The organism is Synechococcus sp. BO 8801, assembly GCF_002252675.1.
Lineage (GTDB): Bacteria > Cyanobacteriota > Cyanobacteriia > PCC-6307 > Cyanobiaceae > Cyanobium.
Map to the genome: position 1 here is coordinate 1 of NZ_NQKY01000004.1, position 23,413 is coordinate 23,413.

Annotated in this window: 26 protein-coding genes; 18 read left to right on the plus strand and 8 right to left on the minus strand. The window is 71.1% G+C overall.

Going from position 1 to position 23,413, the window contains the following annotated elements:
• From csoS1 to cbbX, 7 genes are all read left to right on the plus strand, one after another.
• The coding region (gene csoS1 / locus CJZ86_RS17485) for an alpha-carboxysome major shell protein CsoS1 (protein WP_286145688.1) at positions 1–480 on the plus strand (480 nt) is incomplete at its 5' end.
• A 5-nt stretch (positions 481–485) separates the two neighbouring features.
• Positions 486–953, plus strand: a complete 468-nt coding sequence (locus CJZ86_RS04330) for a ferritin-like domain-containing protein (protein WP_094584741.1) — start codon at positions 486–488, stop codon at positions 951–953.
• Positions 954–967: 14 nt separating this feature from the next.
• Entirely contained in the window at positions 968–2,812 is a 1,845-nt protein-coding gene (locus CJZ86_RS04335; protein WP_094584742.1) for an NAD(P)H-quinone oxidoreductase subunit F, read from the plus strand.
• A 7-nt stretch (positions 2,813–2,819) separates the two neighbouring features.
• Positions 2,820–4,352: an NADH-quinone oxidoreductase subunit M gene (locus CJZ86_RS04340; RefSeq protein ID WP_094584743.1), complete on the plus strand. Its 1,533-nt coding sequence runs from the start codon at positions 2,820–2,822 to the stop codon at positions 4,350–4,352.
• Complete coding sequence (locus tag CJZ86_RS04345; RefSeq protein WP_094584744.1) at positions 4,349–5,509, plus strand: CO2 hydration protein; 1,161 nt, start codon at positions 4,349–4,351, stop codon at positions 5,507–5,509. The genes CJZ86_RS04340 and CJZ86_RS04345 overlap by 4 nt, the downstream gene beginning before the upstream one ends.
• Positions 5,510–5,524: 15 nt before the next feature.
• Positions 5,525–5,770, plus strand: a complete 246-nt coding sequence (locus CJZ86_RS04350; RefSeq protein WP_094584745.1) for a 4a-hydroxytetrahydrobiopterin dehydratase — start codon at positions 5,525–5,527, stop codon at positions 5,768–5,770.
• Complete coding sequence (cbbX, locus tag CJZ86_RS04355) at positions 5,757–6,725, plus strand: CbbX protein (RefSeq protein ID WP_094584746.1); 969 nt, start codon at positions 5,757–5,759, stop codon at positions 6,723–6,725. Before CJZ86_RS04350 ends, cbbX begins: the two co-directional genes overlap by 14 nt.
• A 3-nt stretch (positions 6,726–6,728) precedes the next feature.
• Here cbbX and dnaA read toward each other — a convergent pair whose 3' ends face one another.
• Positions 6,729–8,165, minus strand: coding sequence for a chromosomal replication initiator protein DnaA (gene dnaA / locus CJZ86_RS04360; RefSeq protein ID WP_502690417.1), 1,437 nt, complete (start codon positions 8,163–8,165; stop codon positions 6,729–6,731).
• A gap of 91 nt (positions 8,166–8,256) precedes the next feature.
• Here dnaA and CJZ86_RS04365 point away from each other — a divergent pair, with 91 nt between their 5' ends.
• From CJZ86_RS04365 to CJZ86_RS04375, 3 genes are read left to right on the plus strand one after another with little or no spacing between them, the layout of a single operon-like run.
• Entirely contained in the window at positions 8,257–9,384 is a 1,128-nt protein-coding gene (locus CJZ86_RS04365; RefSeq protein WP_094584747.1) for a trypsin-like peptidase domain-containing protein, read from the plus strand.
• Positions 9,381–10,046 (plus strand): TIGR04282 family arsenosugar biosynthesis glycosyltransferase, encoded by a 666-nt coding sequence (locus CJZ86_RS04370; RefSeq protein WP_094584748.1) that lies wholly within the window; start codon positions 9,381–9,383, stop codon positions 10,044–10,046. The genes CJZ86_RS04365 and CJZ86_RS04370 overlap by 4 nt, the downstream gene beginning before the upstream one ends.
• On the plus strand, positions 10,043–10,789 hold the full coding sequence (locus tag CJZ86_RS04375) for a TIGR04283 family arsenosugar biosynthesis glycosyltransferase (protein ID WP_094584749.1): 747 nt from the start codon (positions 10,043–10,045) through the stop codon (positions 10,787–10,789). The genes CJZ86_RS04370 and CJZ86_RS04375 overlap by 4 nt, the downstream gene beginning before the upstream one ends.
• Here CJZ86_RS04375 and CJZ86_RS04380 read toward each other — a convergent pair.
• Positions 10,732–11,202: a GNAT family N-acetyltransferase gene (locus CJZ86_RS04380; RefSeq protein ID WP_094584889.1), complete on the minus strand. Its 471-nt coding sequence runs from the start codon at positions 11,200–11,202 to the stop codon at positions 10,732–10,734. The two genes, CJZ86_RS04375 and CJZ86_RS04380, sit on opposite strands and share 58 nt — an antisense overlap.
• A gap of 148 nt (positions 11,203–11,350) precedes the next feature.
• Between CJZ86_RS04380 and CJZ86_RS04385 the strand changes: the two genes are divergently transcribed.
• Entirely contained in the window at positions 11,351–12,142 is a 792-nt protein-coding gene (locus CJZ86_RS04385) for an alpha/beta fold hydrolase (RefSeq protein ID WP_094584750.1), read from the plus strand.
• Here the strand turns inward: CJZ86_RS04385 and CJZ86_RS04390 are convergent.
• Together CJZ86_RS04390 and hisG are read right to left on the minus strand one after the other, a co-directional pair.
• Positions 12,094–13,878 carry an ABC transporter ATP-binding protein gene (locus CJZ86_RS04390; RefSeq protein WP_094584751.1) on the minus strand — a complete coding sequence of 595 codons (1,785 nt, stop codon included), beginning with the start codon at positions 13,876–13,878 and terminating at the stop codon, positions 12,094–12,096. The two genes, CJZ86_RS04385 and CJZ86_RS04390, sit on opposite strands and share 49 nt — an antisense overlap.
• Positions 13,875–14,543 (minus strand): ATP phosphoribosyltransferase, encoded by a 669-nt coding sequence (gene hisG / locus CJZ86_RS04395; protein ID WP_094584890.1) that lies wholly within the window; start codon positions 14,541–14,543, stop codon positions 13,875–13,877. The genes CJZ86_RS04390 and hisG overlap by 4 nt, the downstream gene beginning before the upstream one ends.
• A gap of 29 nt (positions 14,544–14,572) precedes the next feature.
• Here hisG and gloB point away from each other — a divergent pair, with 29 nt between their 5' ends.
• The 4 genes from gloB to CJZ86_RS04415 all read left to right on the plus strand — a co-directional run bounded on the left by gloB (position 14,573) and on the right by CJZ86_RS04415 (position 17,551).
• Positions 14,573–15,355: a hydroxyacylglutathione hydrolase gene (gene gloB, locus CJZ86_RS04400; protein WP_233133832.1), complete on the plus strand. Its 783-nt coding sequence runs from the start codon at positions 14,573–14,575 to the stop codon at positions 15,353–15,355.
• A gap of 102 nt (positions 15,356–15,457) precedes the next feature.
• Positions 15,458–15,826, plus strand: coding sequence for an STAS domain-containing protein (locus tag CJZ86_RS04405; RefSeq protein WP_094584752.1), 369 nt, complete (start codon positions 15,458–15,460; stop codon positions 15,824–15,826).
• A gap of 10 nt (positions 15,827–15,836) precedes the next feature.
• Positions 15,837–16,298, plus strand: a complete 462-nt coding sequence (locus tag CJZ86_RS04410; RefSeq protein WP_158219498.1) for an ATP-binding protein — start codon at positions 15,837–15,839, stop codon at positions 16,296–16,298.
• 5 nt (positions 16,299–16,303) lie between these two features.
• On the plus strand, positions 16,304–17,551 hold the full coding sequence (locus CJZ86_RS04415) for a PP2C family protein-serine/threonine phosphatase (RefSeq protein WP_094584754.1): 1,248 nt from the start codon (positions 16,304–16,306) through the stop codon (positions 17,549–17,551).
• Here the strand turns inward: CJZ86_RS04415 and CJZ86_RS04420 are convergent.
• Positions 17,535–18,728, minus strand: a complete 1,194-nt coding sequence (locus CJZ86_RS04420) for an ABC transporter ATP-binding protein (RefSeq protein WP_233133833.1) — start codon at positions 18,726–18,728, stop codon at positions 17,535–17,537. The genes CJZ86_RS04415 and CJZ86_RS04420 overlap by 17 nt on opposite strands.
• Before the next feature lie 29 nt (positions 18,729–18,757).
• Between CJZ86_RS04420 and CJZ86_RS04425 the strand changes: the two genes are divergently transcribed.
• Both CJZ86_RS04425 and CJZ86_RS17255 read left to right on the plus strand, forming a co-directional pair.
• On the plus strand, positions 18,758–19,186 hold the full coding sequence (locus tag CJZ86_RS04425) for a Rid family detoxifying hydrolase (protein WP_233133834.1): 429 nt from the start codon (positions 18,758–18,760) through the stop codon (positions 19,184–19,186).
• Positions 19,187–19,254: 68 nt separating this feature from the next.
• Positions 19,255–20,175 (plus strand): cell division protein SepF, encoded by a 921-nt coding sequence (locus CJZ86_RS17255; RefSeq protein ID WP_233133835.1) that lies wholly within the window; start codon positions 19,255–19,257, stop codon positions 20,173–20,175.
• A gap of 2 nt (positions 20,176–20,177) precedes the next feature.
• Here the strand turns inward: CJZ86_RS17255 and CJZ86_RS04440 are convergent, their stop codons facing one another.
• The 3 genes from CJZ86_RS04440 to CJZ86_RS04450 are packed head-to-tail and all read right to left on the minus strand — an operon-like array spanning position 20,178 to position 21,516.
• A complete protein-coding gene (locus tag CJZ86_RS04440; protein WP_094584757.1) occupies positions 20,178–20,408 on the minus strand; it encodes a hypothetical protein in 231 nt (76 codons plus the stop codon).
• A complete protein-coding gene (locus CJZ86_RS04445; protein WP_094584758.1) occupies positions 20,405–20,665 on the minus strand; it encodes a TIGR02450 family Trp-rich protein in 261 nt (86 codons plus the stop codon). Before CJZ86_RS04445 ends, CJZ86_RS04440 begins: the two co-directional genes overlap by 4 nt.
• Positions 20,666–20,688: 23 nt before the next feature.
• Positions 20,689–21,516 (minus strand): fumarylacetoacetate hydrolase family protein, encoded by an 828-nt coding sequence (locus CJZ86_RS04450; RefSeq protein WP_094584759.1) that lies wholly within the window; start codon positions 21,514–21,516, stop codon positions 20,689–20,691.
• 130 nt (positions 21,517–21,646) lie between these two features.
• Here CJZ86_RS04450 and CJZ86_RS04455 point away from each other — a divergent pair, with 130 nt between their 5' ends.
• On the plus strand, positions 21,647–23,377 hold the full coding sequence (locus tag CJZ86_RS04455) for an NAD-dependent malic enzyme (RefSeq protein WP_094584760.1): 1,731 nt from the start codon (positions 21,647–21,649) through the stop codon (positions 23,375–23,377).
• The last annotated feature ends 36 nt before the right edge of the window (positions 23,378–23,413 follow it).

A 23,413-nucleotide genomic window follows, 5' to 3' on the forward strand; every position in this document is an offset into this window, starting at 1 on the left:
CGGGCCCCACGGGCGGCCCGCTCCAGCCCGGCGACCCGGCAGCCGCGCCGGACCACCGCCAAGGCCGCCGCTCCGGCCAGCCAGCGCTCCAGCGCCTCCAGCTCCAGCCGCCGCGGCAGCGGCGGCGCCGGCACCCCCCCCCCCCAGACCCCCACTCCCCGTACCCCCTCCATGGCCCCCACCATCCACGGCATCGCCCTCGGTCTGATCGAAACCCGGGGCCTGGTGCCGGCGATCGAGGCGGCGGACGCCATGACCAAGGCCGCGGAAGTCACCCTGATCGCCCGCGAGTTCGTCGGCGGCGGCTACGTCACCGTGATGGTCCGCGGTGAGACCGGCGCCGTGAACGCCGCCGTGCGGGCCGGCGCCGATGCCTGCGAGCGGGTCGGCGACGGCCTGGTGGCGGCCCACATCATCGCCCGTCCCCACAGCGAGGTGGAGCCGGCCCTGGCAGCCTCCGGCGTCGGCCGCAGGGGCTGATCCCCATGGACGCCGCCCATCCGCGCGTCCTCGGCTACCTGGGCCGCGCGTTGAGTCTGGAGCTGTCCGCCGTGCAGCAGTACATGACCCAGGCCTCCCTCGTGGAGCTCTGGGGCGACACCAGTGCCGCCGAACGGTTCCGCCAGGAAACCGTGGAGGAGATGCGGCACGCCGAACGGCTGGTGCAGCGCATGCTGCAGCTGGGGGTGGCCCCCGCCGCCTCCCAGCTGCGGCCGGTCGCCCACGCCGCCGACCTGGAGGGTCTGCTGCGGCTGAATGCGGTGCTCGAAGAGGACCTGATCCAGCACTACGGCGAAGCGATGCGCTTCTGCCTGCTGATCGGCGATGGCAACAATGCGTCCTTCTTCCGTGCCCTGCGGGACGAGGAACAGCAGCATGGGGAAGATCTGGCCGCCTGGATCGGCAGCCTTGCCACCGTCCCGTCCAGGGCCCTGCAACGGGCCACCTTCTGAGGTCCCTCCTCCCCTTGCCGGACACCCTTCCCCTGTCGATCCAGCTCAGCTGGCTGATTCCCCTTTACGGGTTCAGCGGCATGCTGCTGTCGCTGCCCTGGGCGGCGGGCTGGATCAAGCGCAACGGCCCCCGTCCGGCCGCCTACCTGAATCTCCTGGTCACCCTGCTGGCGGTGCTGCACGGCAGCCTGGTGCTGCGCGCCGTGCTGGCCCTCGGTCCCCAGCACCTCGACATCGCCTGGTTCTCGGCGGCCGATCTGGATCTGCGCATCGGCTTCGATCTGTCCCTCACCAACCTGGCGGCCCTGGAGCTGGTGACCGGCCTGAGCCTGGTGGGGCAGGTGTTCGCCCTCGGCTACCTCGATAAGGAGTGGTCCCTGGCCCGCTTCTATGCCCTGGTGGGCTTCTTCGAAGGGGCCATGGCCGGGGTGGTGCTGAGCAGCAACCTGTTCATGAGCTATTTCCTGCTGGAGATGCTCACGCTCTCCACCTATCTGCTGGTGGGCTTCTGGTACGCCCAGCCCCTGGTGGTGACCGCCGCCCGCGATGCCTTCCTCACCAAGCGGGTGGGGGACGTGCTGCTCCTGATGGGGGTGGTGACCCTGTCGGCCTGGGCCGGATCGCTGGAGTTCAACGATCTCTACGCCTGGTCGGCCAACGAGACCCTGCCGGCCCTGGGGGCCACCCTGCTGGGCCTGGCCCTGATCGCCGGCCCGATGGGCAAGTGTGCCCAGTTCCCGATGCACCTCTGGCTGGATGAGGCGATGGAGGGTCCGAATCCGGCCTCGATCCTGCGCAATTCGGTGGTGGTGACCTGCGGCGCCGTGGTGCTCCTCAAGGTGATGCCGCTGCTGCTGATCTCCCCGGTGGCCATCGACGTGCTGCTGGCGGTGGGCACCATCAGTGCCCTCGGCGGCGCCCTGGTGGCCATCTCCCAGGTCGACCTCAAGCGGGCCTGCTCCTACTCCACCACCTCCTATCTGGGCCTGGTGTTCATCGCCATCGCCCTGCAGCAGCCCTTCATCGCCCTGCTGCTGCTCTTCTCCCACGCCCTGGCCAAGGCCGTGCTGTTCATGAGCGTCGGCAGCGTCATCGCCACCACCAACTGCCAGGACCTCACCGAACTGGGGGGCCTCGGCTCCCGCATGCCCGCCACCACCACCGGCTTCCTGGTGGGGGCCGCGGGCCTCACCGGCCTGCTTCCCCTCGGCTGCTTCTGGAGCTTCGGCCTGATGGTGGAGGGTCTGGGCTCCCGGGCCCCGTTCTTCGCCGCCGTGGTGCTGCTCACCAACGCCCTGACGGCCCTCAACCTCACCCGGGTCTACCGCCAGGTGTTCGTGGGTGCCCCCCACCCCAAGACCCGGCGGACGCCGGAGGTCAACTGGCTGATGGCCCTGCCCATGGTCACCGTCGCGGTGCTGGTGCTGGTGACGCCCTTCGTCATGGCCCGCATCGACCGGGTTCCAGGCATCGGCGCCTTCTCGAGCGGCACCGCCCTGGCCCTGGTGGGCAGCGGCCTGGCCGGGCTGCTGGTCGGCAGCCTGGTCCCCCTGGACACCTTCTGGTCCCGCTCCGTGCTGCGGCCCCTGCGGGTCCTGCAGGACCTGCTGGCCTTCGACTTCTACACCGACCGCATCTACCGGGCCACGATCGTGGCCTTCGTGGCCGGCCTGGCCCGGATCACCAACGGCTTCGACCAGCTGGTGGTCAACGGCATGGTCAACCGCATCGCCGCCGTCTCGATGGGCTCGGCCGAGAGTCTCAAGCTGGGGGTGAGCGGCCGGCTGCAGACCTACGTCTTCACGGTGGTGGCCGCGATCGTGCTGCTGGTCGGCAGCCTCTCCTGGCTCGGGGGCTGATCGGACGATGCTGAGCGCCCTGCTGCTGATTCCCTTCTTCGGCGCCCTCGGCCTGCTCTGCTGGCCGGGGGAACTGGCCACCGAGCGCATCCGCCGCGCCGCCCTGGCCCTGCTGGGCCTGCAGCTGCTCTGGAGCCTGCGGGTGCTGCTGGCCTTCGACCCCGGCCAGGCGGGCCTGCAGCTGCAGGAGTCCTTCGCCTGGGTCGACAGCATCGGCCTCGACTACCGCCTGGGCGTCGATGGCCTGGCCATGCCCCTGGTGCTCGTCAACGCCGCCCTCACCCTGGTGTCGGGGATCTGCACCCGCGACCTCAGCCAGCGCCCCCGGCTCTACTTCGCCCTGTTGCTGACGATCAGCGGGGCCGTCAACGGGGCGTTCCTTTCCGAGAACCTGCTGCTGTTCTTCCTCTTCTATGAGCTGGAGCTGATTCCCCTCTGGCTGCTGATCTCCATCTGGGGCGGCGCCAACCGGGGCTACGCCGCCACCAAGTTCCTGATCTTCACGGCCGTCTCCGGGGTGCTGATCCTGGGGGCCTTCCTCGGCCTCTCCCTGTTCACCGGCCAGGCTGATTTCGGCATCCACCCCGTCACCACCGCCCAGCTGGGCATGGGCACCCAGCTGGCGCTGCTGGGGGCGCTGCTGATCGGCTTCGCCATCAAGATTCCCCTGGTGCCGTTCCACACCTGGCTGCCCGACGCCCACACCGAGGCCTCCACGCCGGTGTCGGTGCTGCTGGCGGGCGTGCTGCTGAAACTGGGCACCTACGGCCTGCTGCGCTTCTGCCTGGGGATGTTCCCTGAGGCCTGGGCCCTGCTCGCCCCCTGGCTGGCGGGCTGGGCGGCGGTATCGGTGCTGTACGGCTCCCTGGCGGCCATCGCCCAGCGGGACATGAAGCGGATGGTGGCCTACAGCTCGGTGGGCCACATGGGCTACATCCTGCTGGCGGCGGCGGCGGCCACCCCGGTCAGCATGCTGGGGGCCGTCTTCCAGATGGTCAGCCACGGGCTGATCTCCGCCCTGCTGTTCCTGCTGGTGGGCATCGTCTACCGCAAGACCCGCACCCGGGACCTGGAGGTGCTGCGCGGCCTGCTCAACCCCGAGCGGGGCCTGCCCTTCACCGGCACCCTGATGATCCTGGGGGTGATGGCCAGCGCCGGCATGCCCGGCATGGCGGGCTTCATCTCCGAATTCCTGGTGTTCCGCGGCAGCCTGGCCGCCTTCCCGGTGGCCACCCTGCTCTGCATGGTGGGCTCCGGTCTGACGGCGGTGTACTTCCTGCTGCTCGTCAACCGGGCCTTCTTCGGCCGCCTGGCGGTGACCCCCCCGAGCGGCGATCCGGTGGCGGACTCCCGCCTGGAGGTGCGACTGCCGGCGGTGGCCCTGCGGGAGACCCTGCCCGCCCTGGCCCTGGCCAGCGGCGTGGTGGCCCTGGGGGTGCTGCCCTTCGGCCTGGGCCGGCTCAGCGAACAGGCCACCACCGCCATGGCCCAGCTGCCGGCGCTGGTGGCGGCCCTCCAGGGCGGAGGTCTGGTGTCATGAGACCGATCCCCCGCTCCCCCAAACCGCCCCTCACCTACGCCGGGGGCCGCCCCAGCAGCGGCGATCTGGTGGAGACCCTGCTGGCCGGACAGACCCTGCTGGCGGAGTCCCCCGATCACCTGGCCCAGGTGGTGGACGTGCTGGAGAGCTACGGCGAGGTGCTGGATGCCTACAGCATCAATCTCATCTACCAGGCCGAGAAGCAGTTCCTGAACCCCTTCCCGGTGTTCCGCTTCCTCGACGGCGACCTCAGCCCGGCGAAGATCTGGCGCCACCTGCTGCACGACCGGATCAACTTCGAATACGCCGAGTACTGCCAGAAGGCGATGCTCTGGCACGGCACCGGCGGCCTCGACGCCTATCTCGACAGCGAAGCGTTCGCGGCCAACTGCGCCGCCATCGTCGCCCGCAAAACCCGCCGCGATCCCCTGCTGGCGGCGCTCAACCCGCTGTTCCCCCAGTTCCTCACGGAACTGATCCGCTCGGCCGCCACCACCCATGCCCTGGGCCAGTTCTGGCGGGTGATGAGCGATCTGTTCCTGGATCTGGCCCGGGCCGAGCGGGACGGGCGCGTCGACTCGATCGCCGCGGTGGTGACGTTCATCAAGGAGGGCCTGGTGGCGGCGGCCGGGGCGCCGATCACCTATGCGGTGGAGATCGGCGGCACCTCCTTCTGGGTGCTTCCCCCCGAGGCCGGTCTCACCTTCCTGGGGGATGTGGCCGTGCCCTACGTGGAGGCGGTGTTCCTGCGCGGCACCCCGTTCCTGGGCACGGTGTCCTTCAACGCCCAGGCCCAGCAGATCTCCCCCGACCAGGCCAAATTCATGTACGGCGCCCTCTACGCCGACCCGCTGCCCACCATGGGCTCGGGCATCCCCCCCAGCCTGCTGATGCAGGACATGTACCGCCACCTCCCCGAACGGCTGCGCAACCGCTACCTGAGCGGCATCCGCGGCGACGGGGACATGCGGGTGAAGATCTGCATGAGTTTCCAGAAGGCGATGTTCTGCGTCACCAACGCGGCCATCGCCGGCACCTTCCCCCACCCGCTCACGACCCAGGCGCCGGTGGAACAGGCCGCCAACCGCGCCCACGCCGCCGCCTGGGCCGCCCGCCTCTGCGTGGCCCGCACCGACTGCCTCGACGATCCGGGCTGATCTAGGGTCGGACCCATGGATCAGCCCTGGACCCGTCGGCCACGACCCGATCGGCTCGAGCGCCGCATCGAGTTCGACGACTACGAAAGCACCCGCGTCTTCCTGGAGCGCCTGAACGGGCTCTCGGAGCAGGAGGGCCGCTTCCCCGACATCAGCTTCGGGCGCACCTACGTGAACCTCACCGTCCGCGCCGAAGCCGACGAGGACCCCATCGGCGAGCCGGAGGAAACCTTCGCGAAGGCCATCGATGGTCTCCTCTGAGGGCGCCGCGTCCGACGGGGAGGACGGCTCCTCGCCTCTGGAGTCGACGCTGGTGGATCTGCGGGCGGCCTATGACGCCGCCGGCATCAAGGAGGTGCTCGACCAGCTCGACCGGGAACTGATCGGTCTGCGGCCGGTGAAGGCCAGGATCCGGGAGATCGCCGCCCTGCTGGTGATCAACCGGGCCCGCACCCAGGTGGGCCTCGACACGGCGCCCCCCAGCCTGCACATGTCGTTCACCGGCCGGCCCGGCACCGGCAAGACGACGGTGGCGGCGCGGATGTCGAAGATCCTGCACGGGCTCGGCTATGTGCGCAAGGGCCATGTGGTGACGGCCACCCGCGACGATCTGGTGGGCCAGTACATCGGCCACACCGCCCCCAAGACCCGGGAGATGCTCAAGAAGGCGATGGGCGGCGTGCTGTTCATCGACGAGGCCTACTACCTCTACCGGCCGGAGAACGAGCGGGACTACGGCGCCGAGGCGATCGAGATCCTGCTGCAGGTGATGGAGAACAACCGCAACGACCTGGTGGTGATCTTCGCCGGCTACAAGGAGCGGATGGACGTCTTCTACCAGAGCAATCCGGGCCTCTCCTCGCGGGTGGCCAACCACATCGACTTCCCCGACTACACCGCCAGCGAGCTCCTGGCGATCGCCCAGCTGATCCTGGCGGCGGAGAACTACCGCTTCAGCCCCGAGGCCGCCGCCGCCTTCGCCGAGTACATCCAGCGCCGCATGCAGCTGCCCTTCTTCGCCAATGCCCGCTCGATCCGCAACGCCATCGACCGCTCCCGCATGCGCCAGGCCAACCGCCTGTTCAGCGGCATGGGCCGGGCCCTGACCAAGACCGACCTGATGACGATCGAGGCCGAGGACATCACCGCCAGCCGGGTGTTCCACGGGGAAGTGGAAGGGCTGGATCCGGCCCGGCCCCTCACCGGCGCGGGCTGAGCCTCAGCGGCGCTGGCGGCAGGCGATCTGCAGCAGGTCCCGCACCTGCTGCACGCGCCTGGCCAGGGCGGGATCGCTGCTGAGCTTCTTCTCCACCTGCTCCACCGCGTACATCACGGTGGAGTGATCCTTGCCGCCGAAGGCTTCGCCGATGCGCGGCAGCGAGAGGTTCGTGTTCTGGCGCATCAGGTACATGCCCACCTGGCGCGACTGGCTCACGGCCCGCTTGCGGCTGGGGCTGAGCATCTCCTCGATGCGGACCTCGAACACCTCGGCCACCTTCTCCAGCACCTGCTGGGGGGTGACCGCCACCTCGTTGCCGACCGGATCGAGCATCGGCGCCAGCGATTCCACGGTCATCGGCAGGCCCGTGATCGAGGCGAAGGCCACCGCCCGGGTGAGGGCCCCTTCGAGTTCGCGGATGTTGGAGGTGAAGCGGCCAGCGATGTACTGGATCAGCTCCCGGGGCAGGGCCACCTGCTCGGCCTCCGCCTTCTTGTGCAGGATCGCCATCCGGGTCTCCAGATCGGGGATCTGGATGTCGGCGATCAGCCCCATCGAGAAGCGGGAGATCAGCCGCTCCTGGAGCCGGGGGATCTGGCTGGGGGGCCGGTCGCTGGCGATCACGATCTGGCGGCCCGCCTCGTGCAGGGCGTTGAAGGTGTGGAAGAACTCCTCCTGGGTGTATTCCTTCCCTTCGATGAACTGGATGTCGTCCACCAGGATCAGGTCGGCGGCCCGGTAGCGGTCCCGGAAGGCCTGCATGCCGTCCTTGCGGATGGCCTGGATCAGGTCATTGGTGAAGGTCTCGGTGCTCACGTAGAACACCCGCGCCTCCGGATCGATCTCCAGCCGGTAGTGGCCGATGGCCTGCATCAGGTGGGTCTTGCCCAGCCCCACCCCGCCGCAGATGAACAGGGGGTTGAACTCCCGGCCCGGGGCCTCGGCCACCGCCAGGGAGGCGGCATGGGCCATGCGGCTGTTGGCCCCCACCACGAAGCGGTTGAACACGTAGCGGGTGTTCAGGCCCGCCCCGGGGCGCAGGGGGCCGGGCAGGGGCCGGGCGGCGCCGGCGGTACCGGCGGACGGAGAGGCCTGGGGCCGCTCGGGGGCCGCGGCCGGCGGCGGCGGCGTGGGCGCGCCGGCGCCGTTCTCGCCCACCAGCTCCGGGGGGGCGCCCAGGGGTTCGGCATCGGGGGCCACCTCCACCTCCACCCGCACCTGCCGACCGGCGTGCTCGCTGGCCACCGCGGCGATCATCACCAGATAGTTCTTGCGCAGCCAGCCGCAGGCGAAGCTGTTGGGGGCCTCCAGGCGCAGCAGCCCGTCGGAGTAGTCGCGGCAACGGGCCTGACGGATCCAGGTCTCGTAGGTGGGCTTGCTGAGCCTGCCCTGAAGATCCTGGCTCACCCGGTGCCACAGCTGATCACCCTGCTGCACCAGGAGCCCACGACGCGATTGCCGAATATAGACATCCCCGGCCCGGAGGTTCGTCTTTAATGAATCCTTCAGCGCCGACCGCCCACCTCCGATGGTCCAGCCCCGTTTCCTGTCACGCCTCACCCTGCTGGCGGCCACGGCAGGCCTGCTGACCTCCTGCACCGGCACCCGTCTGGCCCTGCCGGGGGTGCGCCAGCCCGAGCAGCCCCCGATCAGTGATGCCTCTCCGGCGCCGACGCTGCAGCCCAGCAGCTCGGTGATCGTCGATGCCGTCGAGAAGGCCGGTCCGGCGGTCGTGCGCATCGACACTGTCAAGCGCACCGTGAACCCCCTCGGGGGGATCTTCGGCCGCGGTCCGGCGATCCAGCAGCAGCAGGGCCAGGGATCGGGCTTCATCACCCGCTCCGACGGGGTGCTGCTCACCAACGCCCACGTGGTCGAGGGCGCCAGCGAGGTGAGCGTCACCCTCCCCGACGGCCGCAGCTTCACCGGCAAGGTGCTGGGGGCCGACCCCCTCACCGACGTGGCGGTCGTGAAGGTGGTGGCCTCCAAGCTGCCGGTCGCCACCCTGGGCGACTCCAACAAGGTGCGGCCGGGGGAATGGGCGATCGCCATCGGCAACCCCCTGGGCCTCGACAACACGGTCACGGCCGGGATCATCAGCGCCATCCAGCGCACCAACGCCGTCGGTGAGGGCCAGCGCGTGCCCTACATCCAGACCGATGCGGCCGTGAACCCCGGCAACAGCGGCGGTCCCCTGATCAACGACCGGGGCCAGGTGATCGGCATCAACACCGCCATCCGCCAGGCGCCGGGGGCCGGCCTGAGCTTCGCGATCCCGATCAACACGGCCCGCCAGATCGCCGCCCAGATCCTCGAGCGCGGCTACGCCAGCCACCCCTACATCGGCGTGCGCCTGCAGGCCCTGACGCCCCAGCTGGCCAAGGAGATCAACGCCACCACCAACGAGTGCCGCCTGCCGGAGGTGAACGGCGTGGTGGTGGTCGAGGTGATGGACAACAGCCCGGCGGCCCGGGGCGGCCTCAAGCCCTGCGACCTGATCGAGAAGGTGGGCGACAAGGCGGTGAAGAACGCCTCGGAGGTGCAGCTGGCCGTCGACCGGGGCAGGGTGGGCGAGCCGCTGACGATCACCGTGCAGCGCAACGGCTCCCGGCAGAACCTCACCGTTCGTCCCGCCGAACTGCCGCGCGAGGGTTGAGACCGCCGAACGGCCGGGGGACCGGGCCGCCCCAGCTGGTGATGCTGGCCCGCTGGCCGGCGCCGGGTCGCTGCAAGAGCCGTCTCGTCCCCGGCGTGGGGACGGGGCGGGCGGCCGCGATCCAGGCCCGCCTCACCCAGCACGGGCTGGCCGCCGCGGCCGAAGCCCGCCGGGGAATGGCCGCGGCCGACTGCGATGGACGCCCCGGGGCCGGGCTGCGGCTGGTGCTGGCGACCAGTGGTCTGGGCCCCGGGGCCGCGGGCCGCTGGGGGCGCCGGCTCGGTGTCGACCGGGTGGTGGACCAGGGACCGGGCAGCCTCGGCCTGCGGATGCAGCGCCAGATGCGGCGCGGCTGGCGGGAGGGGGCCGCCGCGGTGGTGCTGATCGGCAGCGACCTGCCGGAGCTGGCGGCCGACGACCTGCTGGCCGCATTCCAGGCGCTCGAGCACAGCGACCTGGTGCTGGGTCCCGCCGGCGACGGGGGCTACTGGCTGATCGGCCGGCGCCGGGCGACGCCCCAGGTGTTCAGCGGCATCGACTGGGGCAGCGACCGGGTGCTGGAGGAGACCCTGCAGCTGGCCCATCGCTCGGGCCTGAGCACGGCCCTGCTGGCGGAGCGCCACGATCTCGACCGTCCCGCCGACCTGGACCGCTGGCGATGAGCCCGCCCCTGAGCGTGGTGATCGCCACCCGTGACGAGGCCCAGGGCCTGCCGGCGCTGCTGGCCGATCTGGCCACGGCGCCCGCCCTGGTCCGGGAGGTGCTGGTGGTGGATGGGGGCAGCACCGATGCCACCCCGCGGCTGGCCGCCCTGGCTGGCGCGCTGGTGCTCCACCAGGGTGGTGGCCGCGGCGGCCAGCTGGCCGCCGGGGTGGCCCGCAGCACGGCCCCGTGGCTGCTGCTGCTGCACGCGGACGTGCGCCTGCCGCCGGGATGGGCCGAGGCTCTGGCCGCCGCGATCGGCGGCGGTGCGTCCACCGCCTGGGCCTTCCGGCTGCGCATCGCCGGCGACGATCCGGCCCTGCGCCTGGTGGAGCTGGCGGTGGAGCTGCGCAGCCGCTGGCGCCAGCTGCCCTACGGCGACCAGGGGTTGCTGCTGGCCCGGCGCCTGCACGATGCCGCCGGCGGGATCGCCCCGCTGCCCCTGATGGAGGACGTGGAGTTCGTGCAGCGGCTGCGGCCCCTGGCCAGGATCGCCCTCCTGGCGCCCGCCCTGCGGGTCAACGGCCGGCGCTGGCGACGGCTGGGGGTGTGGCAGACGATGCTGGCCAATGCCCGCCTGCGCCGCGACTGGCGCCGCGGCACCCCGGTGGAGCAGCTGGCCGCCCGCTACTACGGGCCCGCCCCTCAGGGGGCGTACCAGAAGGCGCAGCGACGCTGCAGCGGCTCCAGCTCCCAGCCCTGAGCGGCATAGAAGCCCACCACGTCGGGGTCGGCGAACAGGCTCACCCGGTCGATGCCCATGGCCCGCAGCTGTTCGAGCACGTAGTCCATCAGCTCCTTGCCCAGCCCGGCTCCCTGGTAGCGGGGATGGACCGCCACATCCCAGACCGTGGCCTCCACCACCCCGTCGCCGGTGCAGCGGGCGAAGCCCACCAGCCGCGGCAGGCGGGCGTCATGGCGCCAGAGCCCCACCTGGAGCAGGCTGTGCTGGAGGGCCTTGCGCACGCGCCGCAGCGGGCGGCGGCTCCAGCCCACGGCATCGCAGAGCGCTTCCAGCTCGATCAGGTCGATCGGCCGGGCCTGGCTGAGCACCAGCTCCAGGCTGGGGTTGGGGCAGGCGCAGAGGCGATGGCCGGGCCCGTAGAGGTCGGTCATCAGCGGAAGGGTCCCGGGCACGGCGAGAGGGCTACGCGTTCTGAAGATCCTGACGGATGCCGGCCGGACTGCGGCAGGGTGGGGGATCGACGCGGCCCTCGTCCTGAGCGTCCCCTCCACCGGCTCCGATCGGACCCAGGCCGCTCCGGTGACGCCTGGGTCCCCCCTGCTGGTGGGCGTGCATGGCTGGTTGCTGGCGGGACGTCTCTGGCACCCGCTCCAGCGGGAACTGGCGCCCCGCTGGACGCTGTGGTGCCCCGATCTGCCCGGATTCGGCGGCAGCGACCGGCCCCGGGGGCTGCAGGCCAGCCTGGCCAGCTACGGGCGCTGGCTGGCGGAGGCCGTCCAGCGGGAAGCCGCCGGGCGACCGGTGGTGCTCCTGGGTCACTCGCTGGGGGGCAGCGTGGCGCTGCATGCGGCGCCCCTGCTGGGGGGACAGCTGCGGGGCCTGGTGCAGATCGCGGCCGGGGGCGGTGTGTTCCAGCCCCGCCCCTTCGCCCGGGTGCGCCGCGGCGGGGCCGCCTTCCTGCGCTGGCGGCCGTCCTGGCTGGCCCGTCTGCCGGGCACGGAGGCGATCCGCAGCCCGCTGCTGGCGGACGTCCGCGCCGCCCGGGGGCTGCTGGCCTGCAGCACCAACCGGGGCGCCGTGCGTCAGCTGCCCAGGCTGGCCGCCGCCCTCACGGTGCCCAGCCTCTGGCTCGCCGGCAGCCGCGACCAGGTGATGGAGCCCCGCTACGTGCGCCACCTGGCCGGCTACAGCCCCGACCACCAGCTGGCGATCCTTCCCGGGCTGGGCCACCTGCCGATGCTCGAGAACCCCCGCGCGCTGGCGGCCCTGATCGACGCCTGGCTGGCGGACGACCTGGGCCTGTCGTCCGAGCCGCCCGGGCCTCAGAGCGTGGCCAGTCCCTTCTCCTGCAGCTCCGCCAGCTGGGCGTAGAGCCCGCCGACGGCCCGCAGTTCGCGGTGGTTGCCCTCCTCGATCAGGCGGCCGCGGCGCAGCACCAGGATCCGGTCGGCGGCCTCGACGGTGGCCAGGCGGTGGGCGATGACGATGGCGGTGCGGCCGCTGAGCAGGGTGTCGAGGTCCCGCTGCAGGGTGGCCTCGGTGGAGGGATCCATGAAGGCCGTGGCCTCGTCCATCACCAGCACCGACGGGTCGCGGATCGCCACCCGCGCCACCGCCAGCAACTGGCGCTCACCGGAGGAGAGGTTGCCGCCCCGCTCACGCAGCTCGGAGGCCAGGCCATCGCCCAGCCGGGCCAGCAGGGGGCCGAGGCCGAGGTCGCTGCAGAGGCGCTCCAGATCCTCATCGCTGATGGCCGCATCGAGGCGCAGGTTCTCCGCCACGTTGCCGCTGAACAGGAACGTGTCCTGCAGCACCACCCCCAGGCGGCGGCGCAGGGTGGCGATCGGCAGCTCGCGGATGTCGACGCCATCGAGGCGGATGGTTCCCTGCTGGGGTTCGTAGAGCCGGCAGAGGAGGCGGATCACGGTGGTCTTGCCGGATCCGGTGGGCCCCACGATCGCCACGTGCTCACCGGGGGCAATGCGGAAGGAGAGATCGGTGAGGATCGGGTCGTCGGGGCGGTAGGCGAAGGAGACGTTCTCGAACTCCACCTCGCCGGGGCTGAACCGTTCCGCCCCCGACACCATGGCGGCGGCGCTGCGCTGGCTGGTGGGCAGATCGGCGATCTCGATCGGCTGCTCCAGCAGCTCGCCGATGCGCTCCACCGCCGTGAGGCCCCCCTGGATCTGGGTGAAGCGCTCCGCCAGCTGGCGCAGGGGGTCGAACACCCGCTGGGAGAAGAGGATGAAGGTGGTCAGGGTGCCCAGGCCCATCGCCCCACCGGTGACCATGGCGCCGCCGAGGGCCAGCACCATCGCGACGGCCGCCAGGGCCACCCACTCGATGAAGGCGGAGATGGCGCTGTCGTAAAAGATCGTGCCCGTCACCGCCCGGCGGTAGGCGTCGGTGGTGTGGGAGAAGCGCTGGCCGTTGACGGCCTCGCGGCGGAACATCTGCACCACCTCCAGACCCTGGAGGTTTTCCTGGAGGTCGGCGTTGAGCTGGCCCAGCTCCTCGCGCACCCGGTAGTTGGCCTTGCGGTAGCGGCCCTGGAGCCAGAGCACACCGAGGGTGACGGGCACCTGGCTGACGAGCAGCAGCAGCCCCAGGCGCCACTCAATGGAGAGCATGGTGAGCCCGATCACCAGCAGGGTGACCAGATCGGAGAGCACCCCCACCGCACCGCTGCCGAACACCTCGGCCAGGGCATCGACGTCGCTGGTGAGGCGGGTGAGCAGCTTGCCCACCGGCGTGCGGTCGTGGAAGCGCAGCGACAGGGCCATCGCATGGCGGAACAGGTCGTCGCGGATGCGCGCCGTGAGGCGCTGGCCCACCACCTGCACGTTGTAGGTCTGGGTGCCCTGGAGGGAGAGGCGCAGCAGCACCGCCGCCAGCAGCATCGCCACCAGCACCCGCAGGGCCGTCGGTACCGACAGGGGGGTCAGCCAGGGCAGCACCTCCTCGCCCCGGAGCTTGGAGATCACCTGGCCCACCAGCAGCGGCTGCACGGAGGCCGCCAGGGCCAGGGGAATCAGCAGCAGCCGCTTGCGATCGCGGCCCAGGTAGGGCAGCAGGCGCCGCAGTCGCTGGCCATCGAGGCTGCTCATCGGGCCGGCACCTGGGCGGCAGCGACGCGCTCCACCAGGCCCTGGAGGGTGCCGTCATCGAGCCGCAGGGCCAGGGGATGACCGATCAGCCGGGCCGTGCTGCTGAACAGGTCCTCGATCGCCACCAGGCCGTTGTCCCGCAGGGTGCGGCCGGTGGCCACCAGATCGACGATCGCCTCGGACATCCCCGTGATCGGCCCGAGCTCCACCGAGCCGGTGAGATGGATCAGCTCCACCGGCAGATCCAGCTGCTCGAAGAAGGCTTCGGCGCAGCGGGTGAACTTGCTCGCCACCCGGCAGTGGGCCGGCAGGTCGGCGGCGCGGCGGTAGCCGCTGCTCGCCTTCACCGCCACCGCCATACGGCAGCCGCCGAAGCCCAGATCCACCAGCTGGGCCACCGGCAGCTGGTGCTCCCGCAGCACGTCGTACCCCACCACCCCGAGCTGGGCCTGGCCGTAGGCCACATAGACGGGCACATCGGCGTTGCGCACCAGCAGGGCCCGGGCGGTGCCACAGCGGCTGGGCACCATCAGCAGACGGTTGTCCTCCTCCAGCAGGGCGGAGAAATCGAGGCCGGCCGACTGGAAGCGGCGCACCGAGTCCTTCAGCAGGGCGCCCTTGGCCAGGGCGACGGTGATCGGGGACCGCTGGTTCGCGGTGATCATGGAAGCCAGCAGCAACCTGGACTGTAACGATGCCGGATCATGCCGAAGCCGCCGTCGCAGCCGGAGCCCCGGCGCCACTACCGGAGCCCCTGCAGGTGGCGCTGCTGCCGGTGCTGCGGGACAACTACCTGTTCGTGCTCCACGACGGTCGGCGGGCGGTGCTGGTGGACCCGGCGGTGGCGGAGCCGGCGATCGCCTGGCTGAAGCAGCGGCACCTGGAGCTGGTGGCCGTGCTGCACACCCACCACCACAGCGATCACATCGGTGGCACCCCCGCCCTGCTGCGGGAATGGCCCCGGGCCGAGGTGGTGGCGGCCCGCGACGACCGGGAGCGGATCCCCTTCCAGACCCGGGGGGTGGCGGACGGCGATCACTTCACCCTGCTGGGTCAGCCGGTGGAGGTGCTGGCGGTGCCGGGCCACACCCGCGCCCACATCGCCTTCCACCTGCCCCTGCAGGGGGAGCTGTTCTGCGGGGACACCCTGTTCGCCGCTGGCTGCGGCCGGCTGTTCGAAGGAACCCCCGAGCAGATGCACCGTTCCCTGCAGCGGCTGGCCGCCCTGCCGGAGACCACCCGGGTGTGGTGCGCCCATGAGTACACCGAGGCCAACCTGCGCTGGGCGGCGGCGCAGCGGCCCGGGGACGGGGCCATCGCCGAACGGCTGGCCGCGGTGTTGCTCACCCGTGCCCAGGCCGGACCCACCATCCCCAGCAGCATCGGCGAGGAGCGCCGCACCAACCTGTTCCTGCGGGCGGCGGATCCCCGGGAACTGGCCGATCTGCGCCGCAGCAAAAATGACTGGGCTGGATGAGCGGCGAAACCGAATGTGTTGTGCGACACAACGCCCTGTTTGCATTGTCAGGTGATGGCCCTCGACAGGTAATCTCATCAGGTTGAATTTCCAGCGGACAGGATGGAAACGGCTTCAATCCGATCGGATGATGTCCTGGAGGCCGACGGTTCGACGAAGCTGCGTAGGGTTGTTCTTTCCGGCCGCCTCGACATGCTCGGCATGGAAGAGATTTCCCTGAAGCTCACCTCCCTGACCGCCATCAAACCTCTGCCGGTGATTCTTGATCTCCGGGAAGTCAGTTTTCTCGCTTCCATCGGGATTCGCAGCATCATCTCCAGCGCCCGGGCCCTGGATCAGAAAGGTGGCCGCATGGTGATTCTCCTTGGCGGCAACGAGCTGGTGCAGGCGACGCTGGAGTCCACAGGGATCGATGACGTGATTCCGATGGTCTTTGATGCGGATCAGGCCGAACGGGACGTGCTGGCCTGAGACCGCTGCGATGGCGCCGCCCCTGCCCGAAACCCTCAGCCTGTTGCTGCAGCCCAACCCACTGGAACTGCGGCGCTGCTCGGATTGGCTCCAGGCCACCTGCCAGCGGCTGGATGTCCCCGCAGCTTCCAGCGGCAAGCTCGACCTCTGCCTCAACGAGGTTCTGGCCAATCTCATCGACCATGGCGGCGCCAGAGCGTCCAGCTGCCCGGTGCAGCTGACCCTGGAGCGGGTCGATGGCGACGAAGGTGGCGACGACCGTGGCCTCGCCACCTTGACCATCAGCGATGCGGGAGCTCCCTTCGACCCCCTGTCCTTCAGCCGCGAGCCCTTGCCCCGCACCCTTCAGGAGGCGGAGCCCGGCGGGTTGGGACTGCTGCTGGTGAATCGATTCATGGATGAATGCAGCTATCGGCGGGAGGGGGACAGGAACGTGCTTAAGCTCAGCATCCGCTGGTTGAAAAGCCCCTGATCGGCATGAGCGTTGAGCCCTCGCTCTCCCTGGACCTGTCCAAAAAAGCCTCCCTTCCCTACAAGAAAATCCCGCTGTTTCGGAATGTCAAGAGAAAGCACCTGAAGGCGGCAGTCAGCCGTTGTGAGCTGCTGCCCCTGGCTCCGGGCCATGTGCTGCTCAGCCCAGGACAAACGAACGCCGACATCTTCATCATCGTCGCCGGAACCGTCTCGGTTCATCTGGGCGCCGATGGTTATCGGGGCAAGGGGATGGCGATTCCCGTCGGCCAGTGCATCGGCGAGTTCTCCGCCATCGACGGACGACCGGCCTCGGCGCTGGTGCGTGCCGAAGATGATGCGATCGTGCTGAGGATTCCGCAGCATGTGTTCTGGTCGCACATGGTGCAGCTCCCCGGGGTCGCGCGCAACATGATGATCTCCCTGGTGGAGCGCACCCGGCTGACCAACCAGCTGACCCTGGAGGCCCAGCGGGAAGCCCTGGAACTCTCCCATCTGCGCAAGGAACTGGACCTGGCCCGTGACCTGCAGCGGACCATGCTGCCGCCGCAGGGACGTCTGTTCGCCGAGCATCCGGGAATCGAGCTCGCCAGCCTGATGGAGCCGGCCACCACCGTGGCCGGAGATTTCTTTGATGCCTTCTTCGTCGACAGCAACCGACTGTTCCTCTGCATCGGCGACGTCTCCGGCCATGGTCTCGGAGCCGCCCTGTTCATGGCCCGCACGGTCGGCCTGCTCAGGGTGCTGGCCAACACGGAGTCCTCGCCGGATGCCGTTCTTCAACGACTCAACGACACCCTCAGCGAGGGCAACGAGGCGAGCCTCTTCGTGACGATGTTCTGTGGCTTTCTGGATCTGACCTCCGGCCAGTTCAGCTACTCAAACGGCGGCCATTGCCCGCCCCTGCTGCTGCACGCTGGGGAGAGCCATCCGATCCCGCTCCCCCGCGGGGCCCTGCTGGGTGTGTTTCCCGGCCGGACCTACCGGAGCCAGGCCCTGCAGCTGGAACAGGGCGACCTGCTGATGATCTACACCGACGGCGTCACCGAGGCGGAGAACATCGCCGGCGAACCCTTCGGCGTCCAAGGGTGCCAGCGCCTGCTTGCGGAGACGGGCCAGGCCCCGCTCGATGCCCTGATCGATGGCCTGCGCCAGAGCCTGCGGGGCTTCACCAGCAGCAACCACCTCGAGGACGACGCCACCCTGCTGCTGCTGCGGCGCCCGCCAGCCCCCTGGGTCAGCCAGGGGAGCTGAGCCCGGCGTTGTGACCCGAGGGCAGCGTCACCAGCGGCCGGCCACCGGGGAACAGCAGCGCCGACTCGCCGGCACGGAACCGCAGCCGTCCCCGGCGGCCATGGGGGTGGTCGGCCTCCAGGGGCGCCCGCCAGCGCAGCCGCTGGTCACCGAGCTGCACCTGGTAAAGCCACTCTCGGCCGAGGAACTCCCTGCCGCTGATCCAGGCGGATCCATCGTCCCCGGGCAGGAACTCCAGGGCCTGGGGGCGGACCATCACCTCAACGGCCCCGGACCCCCCGGAGCCGTCGTACCCCCCGGAGAGCGGCTCGAGCTCGCCGAGGACGGTCTGCAGCCGCCGGCCGCGCCAGGTGGCCGGCAACAGGTTGGACTGGAGCACGAACTGGCCGACGAAGGCGGTGGCGGGCTGGTCGACCAGCTCCCGCGGCGGGGCGCACTGGTGCAGCACCCCGTCGCGGAGCACGCCCACCCGGTCGCAGATCGCCAGGGCTTCCTCGGGATCGTGGGTCACCATCAGGCCGCTGGCGCCGCAGCGGGCCAGCACGGCGGGCAGCTCGCTGCGCAGCCGTAGCCGCACCTCCACATCCAGGTTGGAGAAGGGCTCATCGAGCAGCACCACCGAGGGGGACGGCGCCAAGGCGCGGGCCATGGCCAGGCGCTGGCGTTGGCCGCCGGAGAGCTCGTGGGGGTAGCGGCGCTCCAGGCCGCCCAGACCCAGCAGATCGAGCAGCCAGGCCACCCGGGCGGTGTCCTGGCCGCGGCGCAGGCCGAAGCAGGCGTTCCGCCAGGCATCGAGATGGGGGAAGAGGGCATCGTCCTGGAACACCATGCCCACACCCCGCCGCTCGGGTGGCAGCAGCCGATCCGGGCCCGCCACCGTCTGGCCGCCGATGCGGATGGTGCCGCGGCCAGGGCGCTCGAAGCCGGCGATCAGGCGCAGCAGGGTGGTCTTGCCGCAACCGGAGGGCCCCAGCAGCCCCACCAGCTCGCCGGCCCCGAGGACGAGGTCGATCCCCTGGAGGGTCCAGGTGGAGACGTCGCGGCCCGGGTAGCGGTACCAGAGGTCCTCGATGCGGACGTGGGCGCCGGGGCCTGTGACATCCCCGGGGGTGACGGCCGTGGCGGCGGCGGTGGACGGCGTGACGATGGTCGTGGCGATGGTGTTGGAGTAGGCCATAAGATCCCAGTCCCGCATTTTTACCCGTCATGAGTTCCAGCGCTGGCGGAGGTGACCAAAGGCACAGCCCCTTGTCTCATCCGGTCAACACCCCGGAGGCCCCCGCGCCGGTGGGTCCCTACAACCAGGCCGTGCTCGCCGGCGGGGTTCTCTACTGCTCCGGCCAGATCGCCCTCGACCCGGTGAGCGGGGTGCTGGTGGGGGATGGCGACGTGGAGGCCGAGACCCGCCAGGTGCTGAGCAATCTCCAGGCGGTGCTGGCGGCCGCCGGCTGCGGTCCCGATCAGGTGGTGCGCACCACGGTGTATCTGGTCGACCTCGACGACTTCGCCCGCGTGAATGCCCTCTACGCCGGTCTCTTCAGCGAGGGCGTCGCTCCGGCCCGCGCCTGCGTCCAGGTGGCGGCCCTGCCCAAGGGCGCCCGGGTGGAGATCGACGCCATCGCCCTGGTCGCCTGAGCCGGTTCTCACCGGAGGCTCACACTCTGCCGCTGGCTGGCGGGGGCGGGCTGAGGCAACCTGGAGCGATGGAAACCCCCTTCGGCACCTGGTTTCACGAGGTGGTGGTGATGACACCGGGCCGCTTTGAGGAGGCCGTTGAGGCTGTGCTGGCGGTGCAGCAGTTCAAGACCGTGGTGCTGCACCTCAGTGCCATGGCGCCGGAGGAGGCCCAGCGCACCATCGATTTCGTCTCCGGCGGCGTCTTCGCGCTGGACGGTCAGTCGGAGCGGCTGGGGGACACGGTGTTCCTGTTCGCACCGGCCCTGGTGACGATCAGCCGGGACCAGGACGAACGGACCTTAACCTGCACGGTGCGTCTTCGATGGCTGGCTGCCCCGCCCTTGTGGCACCCGTACCGGGGCAGTAACACGGGCGCTGGTCCCGTGCTGTCCATGAAGCGTTCCACCGGCCAGGCCCCGCTGGTCCTCGCCTGGGCCCTGGGCCTGGTGCTGGCCGCCCCCGCCCCCTCGGCCCAGGCCACCCAGGCCGCCCAGGCGGTGGCGGCCGGTGGTGGCCGGATGGTGCTGGTGCGCACCGACCGCCAGTTGCCCGTCACCGGCGATCCGATCTGGGAACTGCAGCTGCTGCTCCCGGGCCAGCCGGCGCGGGCCTATGAGGCCCTGGTGGGCCGGATGCGGCGCCAGGAGGGCGACCGCCATCGTCTCGGCAGCAAGGCCCCATTGCCGCGGGGACGCTATGCCGTCACCGAGATCACCCCTGTAGCGCCCACCGATGATGTGGAGCTGGGCCGTTTCCTCTGGATCGGCCTGGAGCCCGCCTTCCCCACCGCCCGCCGGGGCCTGGGGATCCACCACGACCCCAGCGCCGGCCGGGGGCGGAGCAGCGGCACCGACGGCTGCATCGGGCTGATCCACGGCAACGACCTGCTGGTGCTCGGCGATCTGCTGCGCCGCAGCGGCACCACGGAGCTGGTGGTGAAGGACTGAGCTCAGGCGCGACCGGCCAGGGCCTCCTTCAGCCGCGGCTCCAGGTCCCTGCGCTGGGCCGGGTCCCCCACCAGCATCAGGGTGCCGGTGCCGGGCCACCAGTTGAGGCGCAGGTTCGATTCGCCGTCCTCGATGACGAGCATCTCGAAGGCCCCTTCGTGGACCCAGTGACCGAAACAGCCGAGGCCCTCGACCAGCGACTGAAGTTCCTCCAGGGTTCCGTTGAAGGTCACAGGTCCGCTGTGGAGTTGTCGAAGTTTACGGGCAGTTCCTCTTCGCGAGGCAGGCGCTGCCAGCCCGGCAGCCAGGCGGCGCGGTCGCGGAGCTCGCCGGTGGGCACCAGCAGCCGGAAGCCGGGGTCCAGCACCGCCTGGAGCTCCACGGTGCGCTCCCGGCCACGGCCCCGCTGGCCCAGCACGGCGAAGTGGCGATAGCCGCCGCAGCCGGCGGCCCTGGCGGGCTGGCAGGTCCAGGCGGCGGGCAGCTTCATGGGGCGCGACGGGGGAGAGGCCCTCAGCGGGCCGGCTCTGGGGTGGACTCCTCCAGCACCGGATTGCGCAGCACGCCGATGCCTTCGATTTCCACCTCGACCGTATCGCCGCGGCGCAGCCAGCGGGGCGGATCGGCCGCCATGCCGACACCACTCGGGGTGCCGGTGAGGATCACGGTGCCGGCCGCCAGGGTGGTGCTGGCGCTCAGGAATTCAATGATCTCCGCCACGGTGAAGATCATGTCGGCGGTGCTCGCCGCCTGCACCGTTTCCCCGTTGAGGCGGGTCTCCAGAGTGAGGGTCTGGGGATCGGGGATCGCCGCAGCGGTCACCAGGCTTGGGCCCAGGGGGGCGAAAGTGTCGAAGCTCTTGCCGCGGCACCACTGGCCGCCACCGAGCTGGGGCTGCTTCTGCCAGTCGCGGGCGCTGACGTCGTTGGCGCAGGTGTAGCCCAGCACCACCCCCAGGGCCTCGGAGCGGGGCACGTTGCGGCAGGTGCGGCCGATCACCACCGCCAGCTCCCCCTCGTAGTCCACCTGGTGGCTGGCCAAGGTGGTGGGCAGGGTGATCGGCGCCTCCGGATGCTGCACCGCCCCCGGCACCTTCATGAACAGCACCGGCCAGGTGGGGATCGTGGCGCCGGTCTCGGCGGCATGGCGGCGGTAGTTGAGGCCGATGCAGAGGATGGCCCGTGGCTCCAGGGGGGCCAGGATCCTGCGCGCCGCCGCCGGCTCGCCCGTGGGCTCCAGGGCGCCGAACAGATCGCCCGCCAGGCGCTCCAGGCTGCCGTCGGCATGGCGGCAGGCGAGGTGGATAGCGCCGGCTGGATCCTCGTAGCGCACGATCTTCATGGGGGCTTCGCGGGGGGCTGAACGGAGGACCTGCCGATGGGCTGCCGGCAGGCTGGGAGGCGCCTGCGGCGAACACTCTCGCCCGGCAGCCCGTGGATGATGGGGGCACCAGCGGAACCAGGAGCACGCCGTGGTCGCCGAACCCCGTCGCCAGCGGAGCACCACCCTCCGGGGCGCCGAGCTGCTCAATGATCCGCTGCTCAACAAGGGCACCGCCTTCAGCCGGGAGGAGCGGCGGGCGCTCGGGCTGGAGGCCCTGCTGCCCTGGCAGGTGGAGACGATCGAGGCCCAGGTGGAGCGCTGCCGGCTGGCCTTCGGCGCCATGGGCAGCGACCTGGAGCGCTACGCCTATCTCCAGACCCTGAGGGAGCGGAACGTCACCCTGTTCCACCGCTTCCTCGCCGACCACATCGAGCTGGCGATGCCGATCGTGTACACCCCCACCGTGGGGCAGGCGATCCAGCACTTCAGCCACACCTACCGCAGCCCCAGCCAGGGGATCTACCTGGCGGCCACTCAGCAGGAGCGGCTCGAGGAGCTGCTGGCCCAGGCCTGCGGCGGCCCCGCCGGCCAGGCTCCGGACCTGCTCCTGGTCACCGACGCCCAGGGGATCCTCGGCATCGGCGACCAGGGGGTGGGGGGCATCCAGATCTGCCAGGGGAAGCTGGCGGTGTACACCCTCTGCGCCGGGCTCGATCCGGCCCGGGGCCTGCCGGTGATGCTCGACGTGGGCACCGACCGGCCCGAACTGCTGGCCGATCCCTGCTACCCCGGCCTGCGCCGGCCCCGGCTGCAGGGGGAGGCCTACACCGCTTTCCTCGACCGCTTCATCGCCGCGGTGCAGGCGGTCTGCCCCGGCGCCCTGGTGCACTGGGAGGACTTCGGCGCCGCCCACGCCCGCCCCGTGCTGGAGGCCTACCGGCACCGGGTGCCGAGCTTCAACGACGACATCCAGGGCACCAGCAGCGTGGCCGCCGCGGCGATCCTGGCGGGCCTGCGGGGCCTCGGGCGCGGGCTGGTCGACCAGCCGATCGTCATCTTCGGGGCGGGCAGCGCCGGCTGCGGCATCGCCGAACGGCTCTGGCGCCTGCTGCAGCGCCAGGGGCTTTCGGCCGCCGAGGCCGCCGACCGCCTCTGGCTGATCGACCGCGACGGGCTGATCCACACCGGCACCCCGGGCCTGTCCGGCGGCGCCCAACCGTTCGCGAAGGGGCCCGAGCTGCTGGCGGCACGGTTCGGGACGGCGGCGCCGGCCGAAGGCCCGGGCCCGGGCCTGCTGGCGGTGATCGAGGCGGTGCGGCCGGGGGTGCTGATCGGCACCTCCACCGCCGCCGGGGCCTTCGATCAGGCGGTGGTGGAAGCCCTCTGCGCCGACGGCGGGCGGCCAATCGTTCTGCCCCTGTCCAATCCCACCCCCCTGGCGGAGATCACCCCGGAGAACCTGCTGCGCTGGAGCCGCGGCCGGGCCCTGGTGGCCACCGGCAGCCCCTTCCCACCGGTGGTCTGCGCCGGCAGCGCGGGCGAGCCGGTCGAACGGGTGATCGGTCAGTGCAACAACTGCTTCGTGTTCCCCGGCCTGGGCTACGGCGCCGTGGCGGTGGGAGCCACCGAGGTGAGCGACGCCATGATCGATGCCAGCATCGAAGCCCTGGCCGGGGTGATTCCGGCCGCGACCGATCCCGACGCCCCCCTGATGCCCCCCCTGGCCGCCGTTCAGGCGGTGTCGCGGGCGGTGGCCGAAGCAGTGGCGATCCAGGCGGTGCGGGAGGGGCTGGCCCGCCGGGCCGCCACCCCCGAGGCCGCCCTCGCGCGCCTGGAGGCCTGCCGCTGGAGCCCCGCGTACGCCGAACTGCAGGGCTGAGCTGAGGCAGCCGGCGGGGCACGGGGATCAATAAGT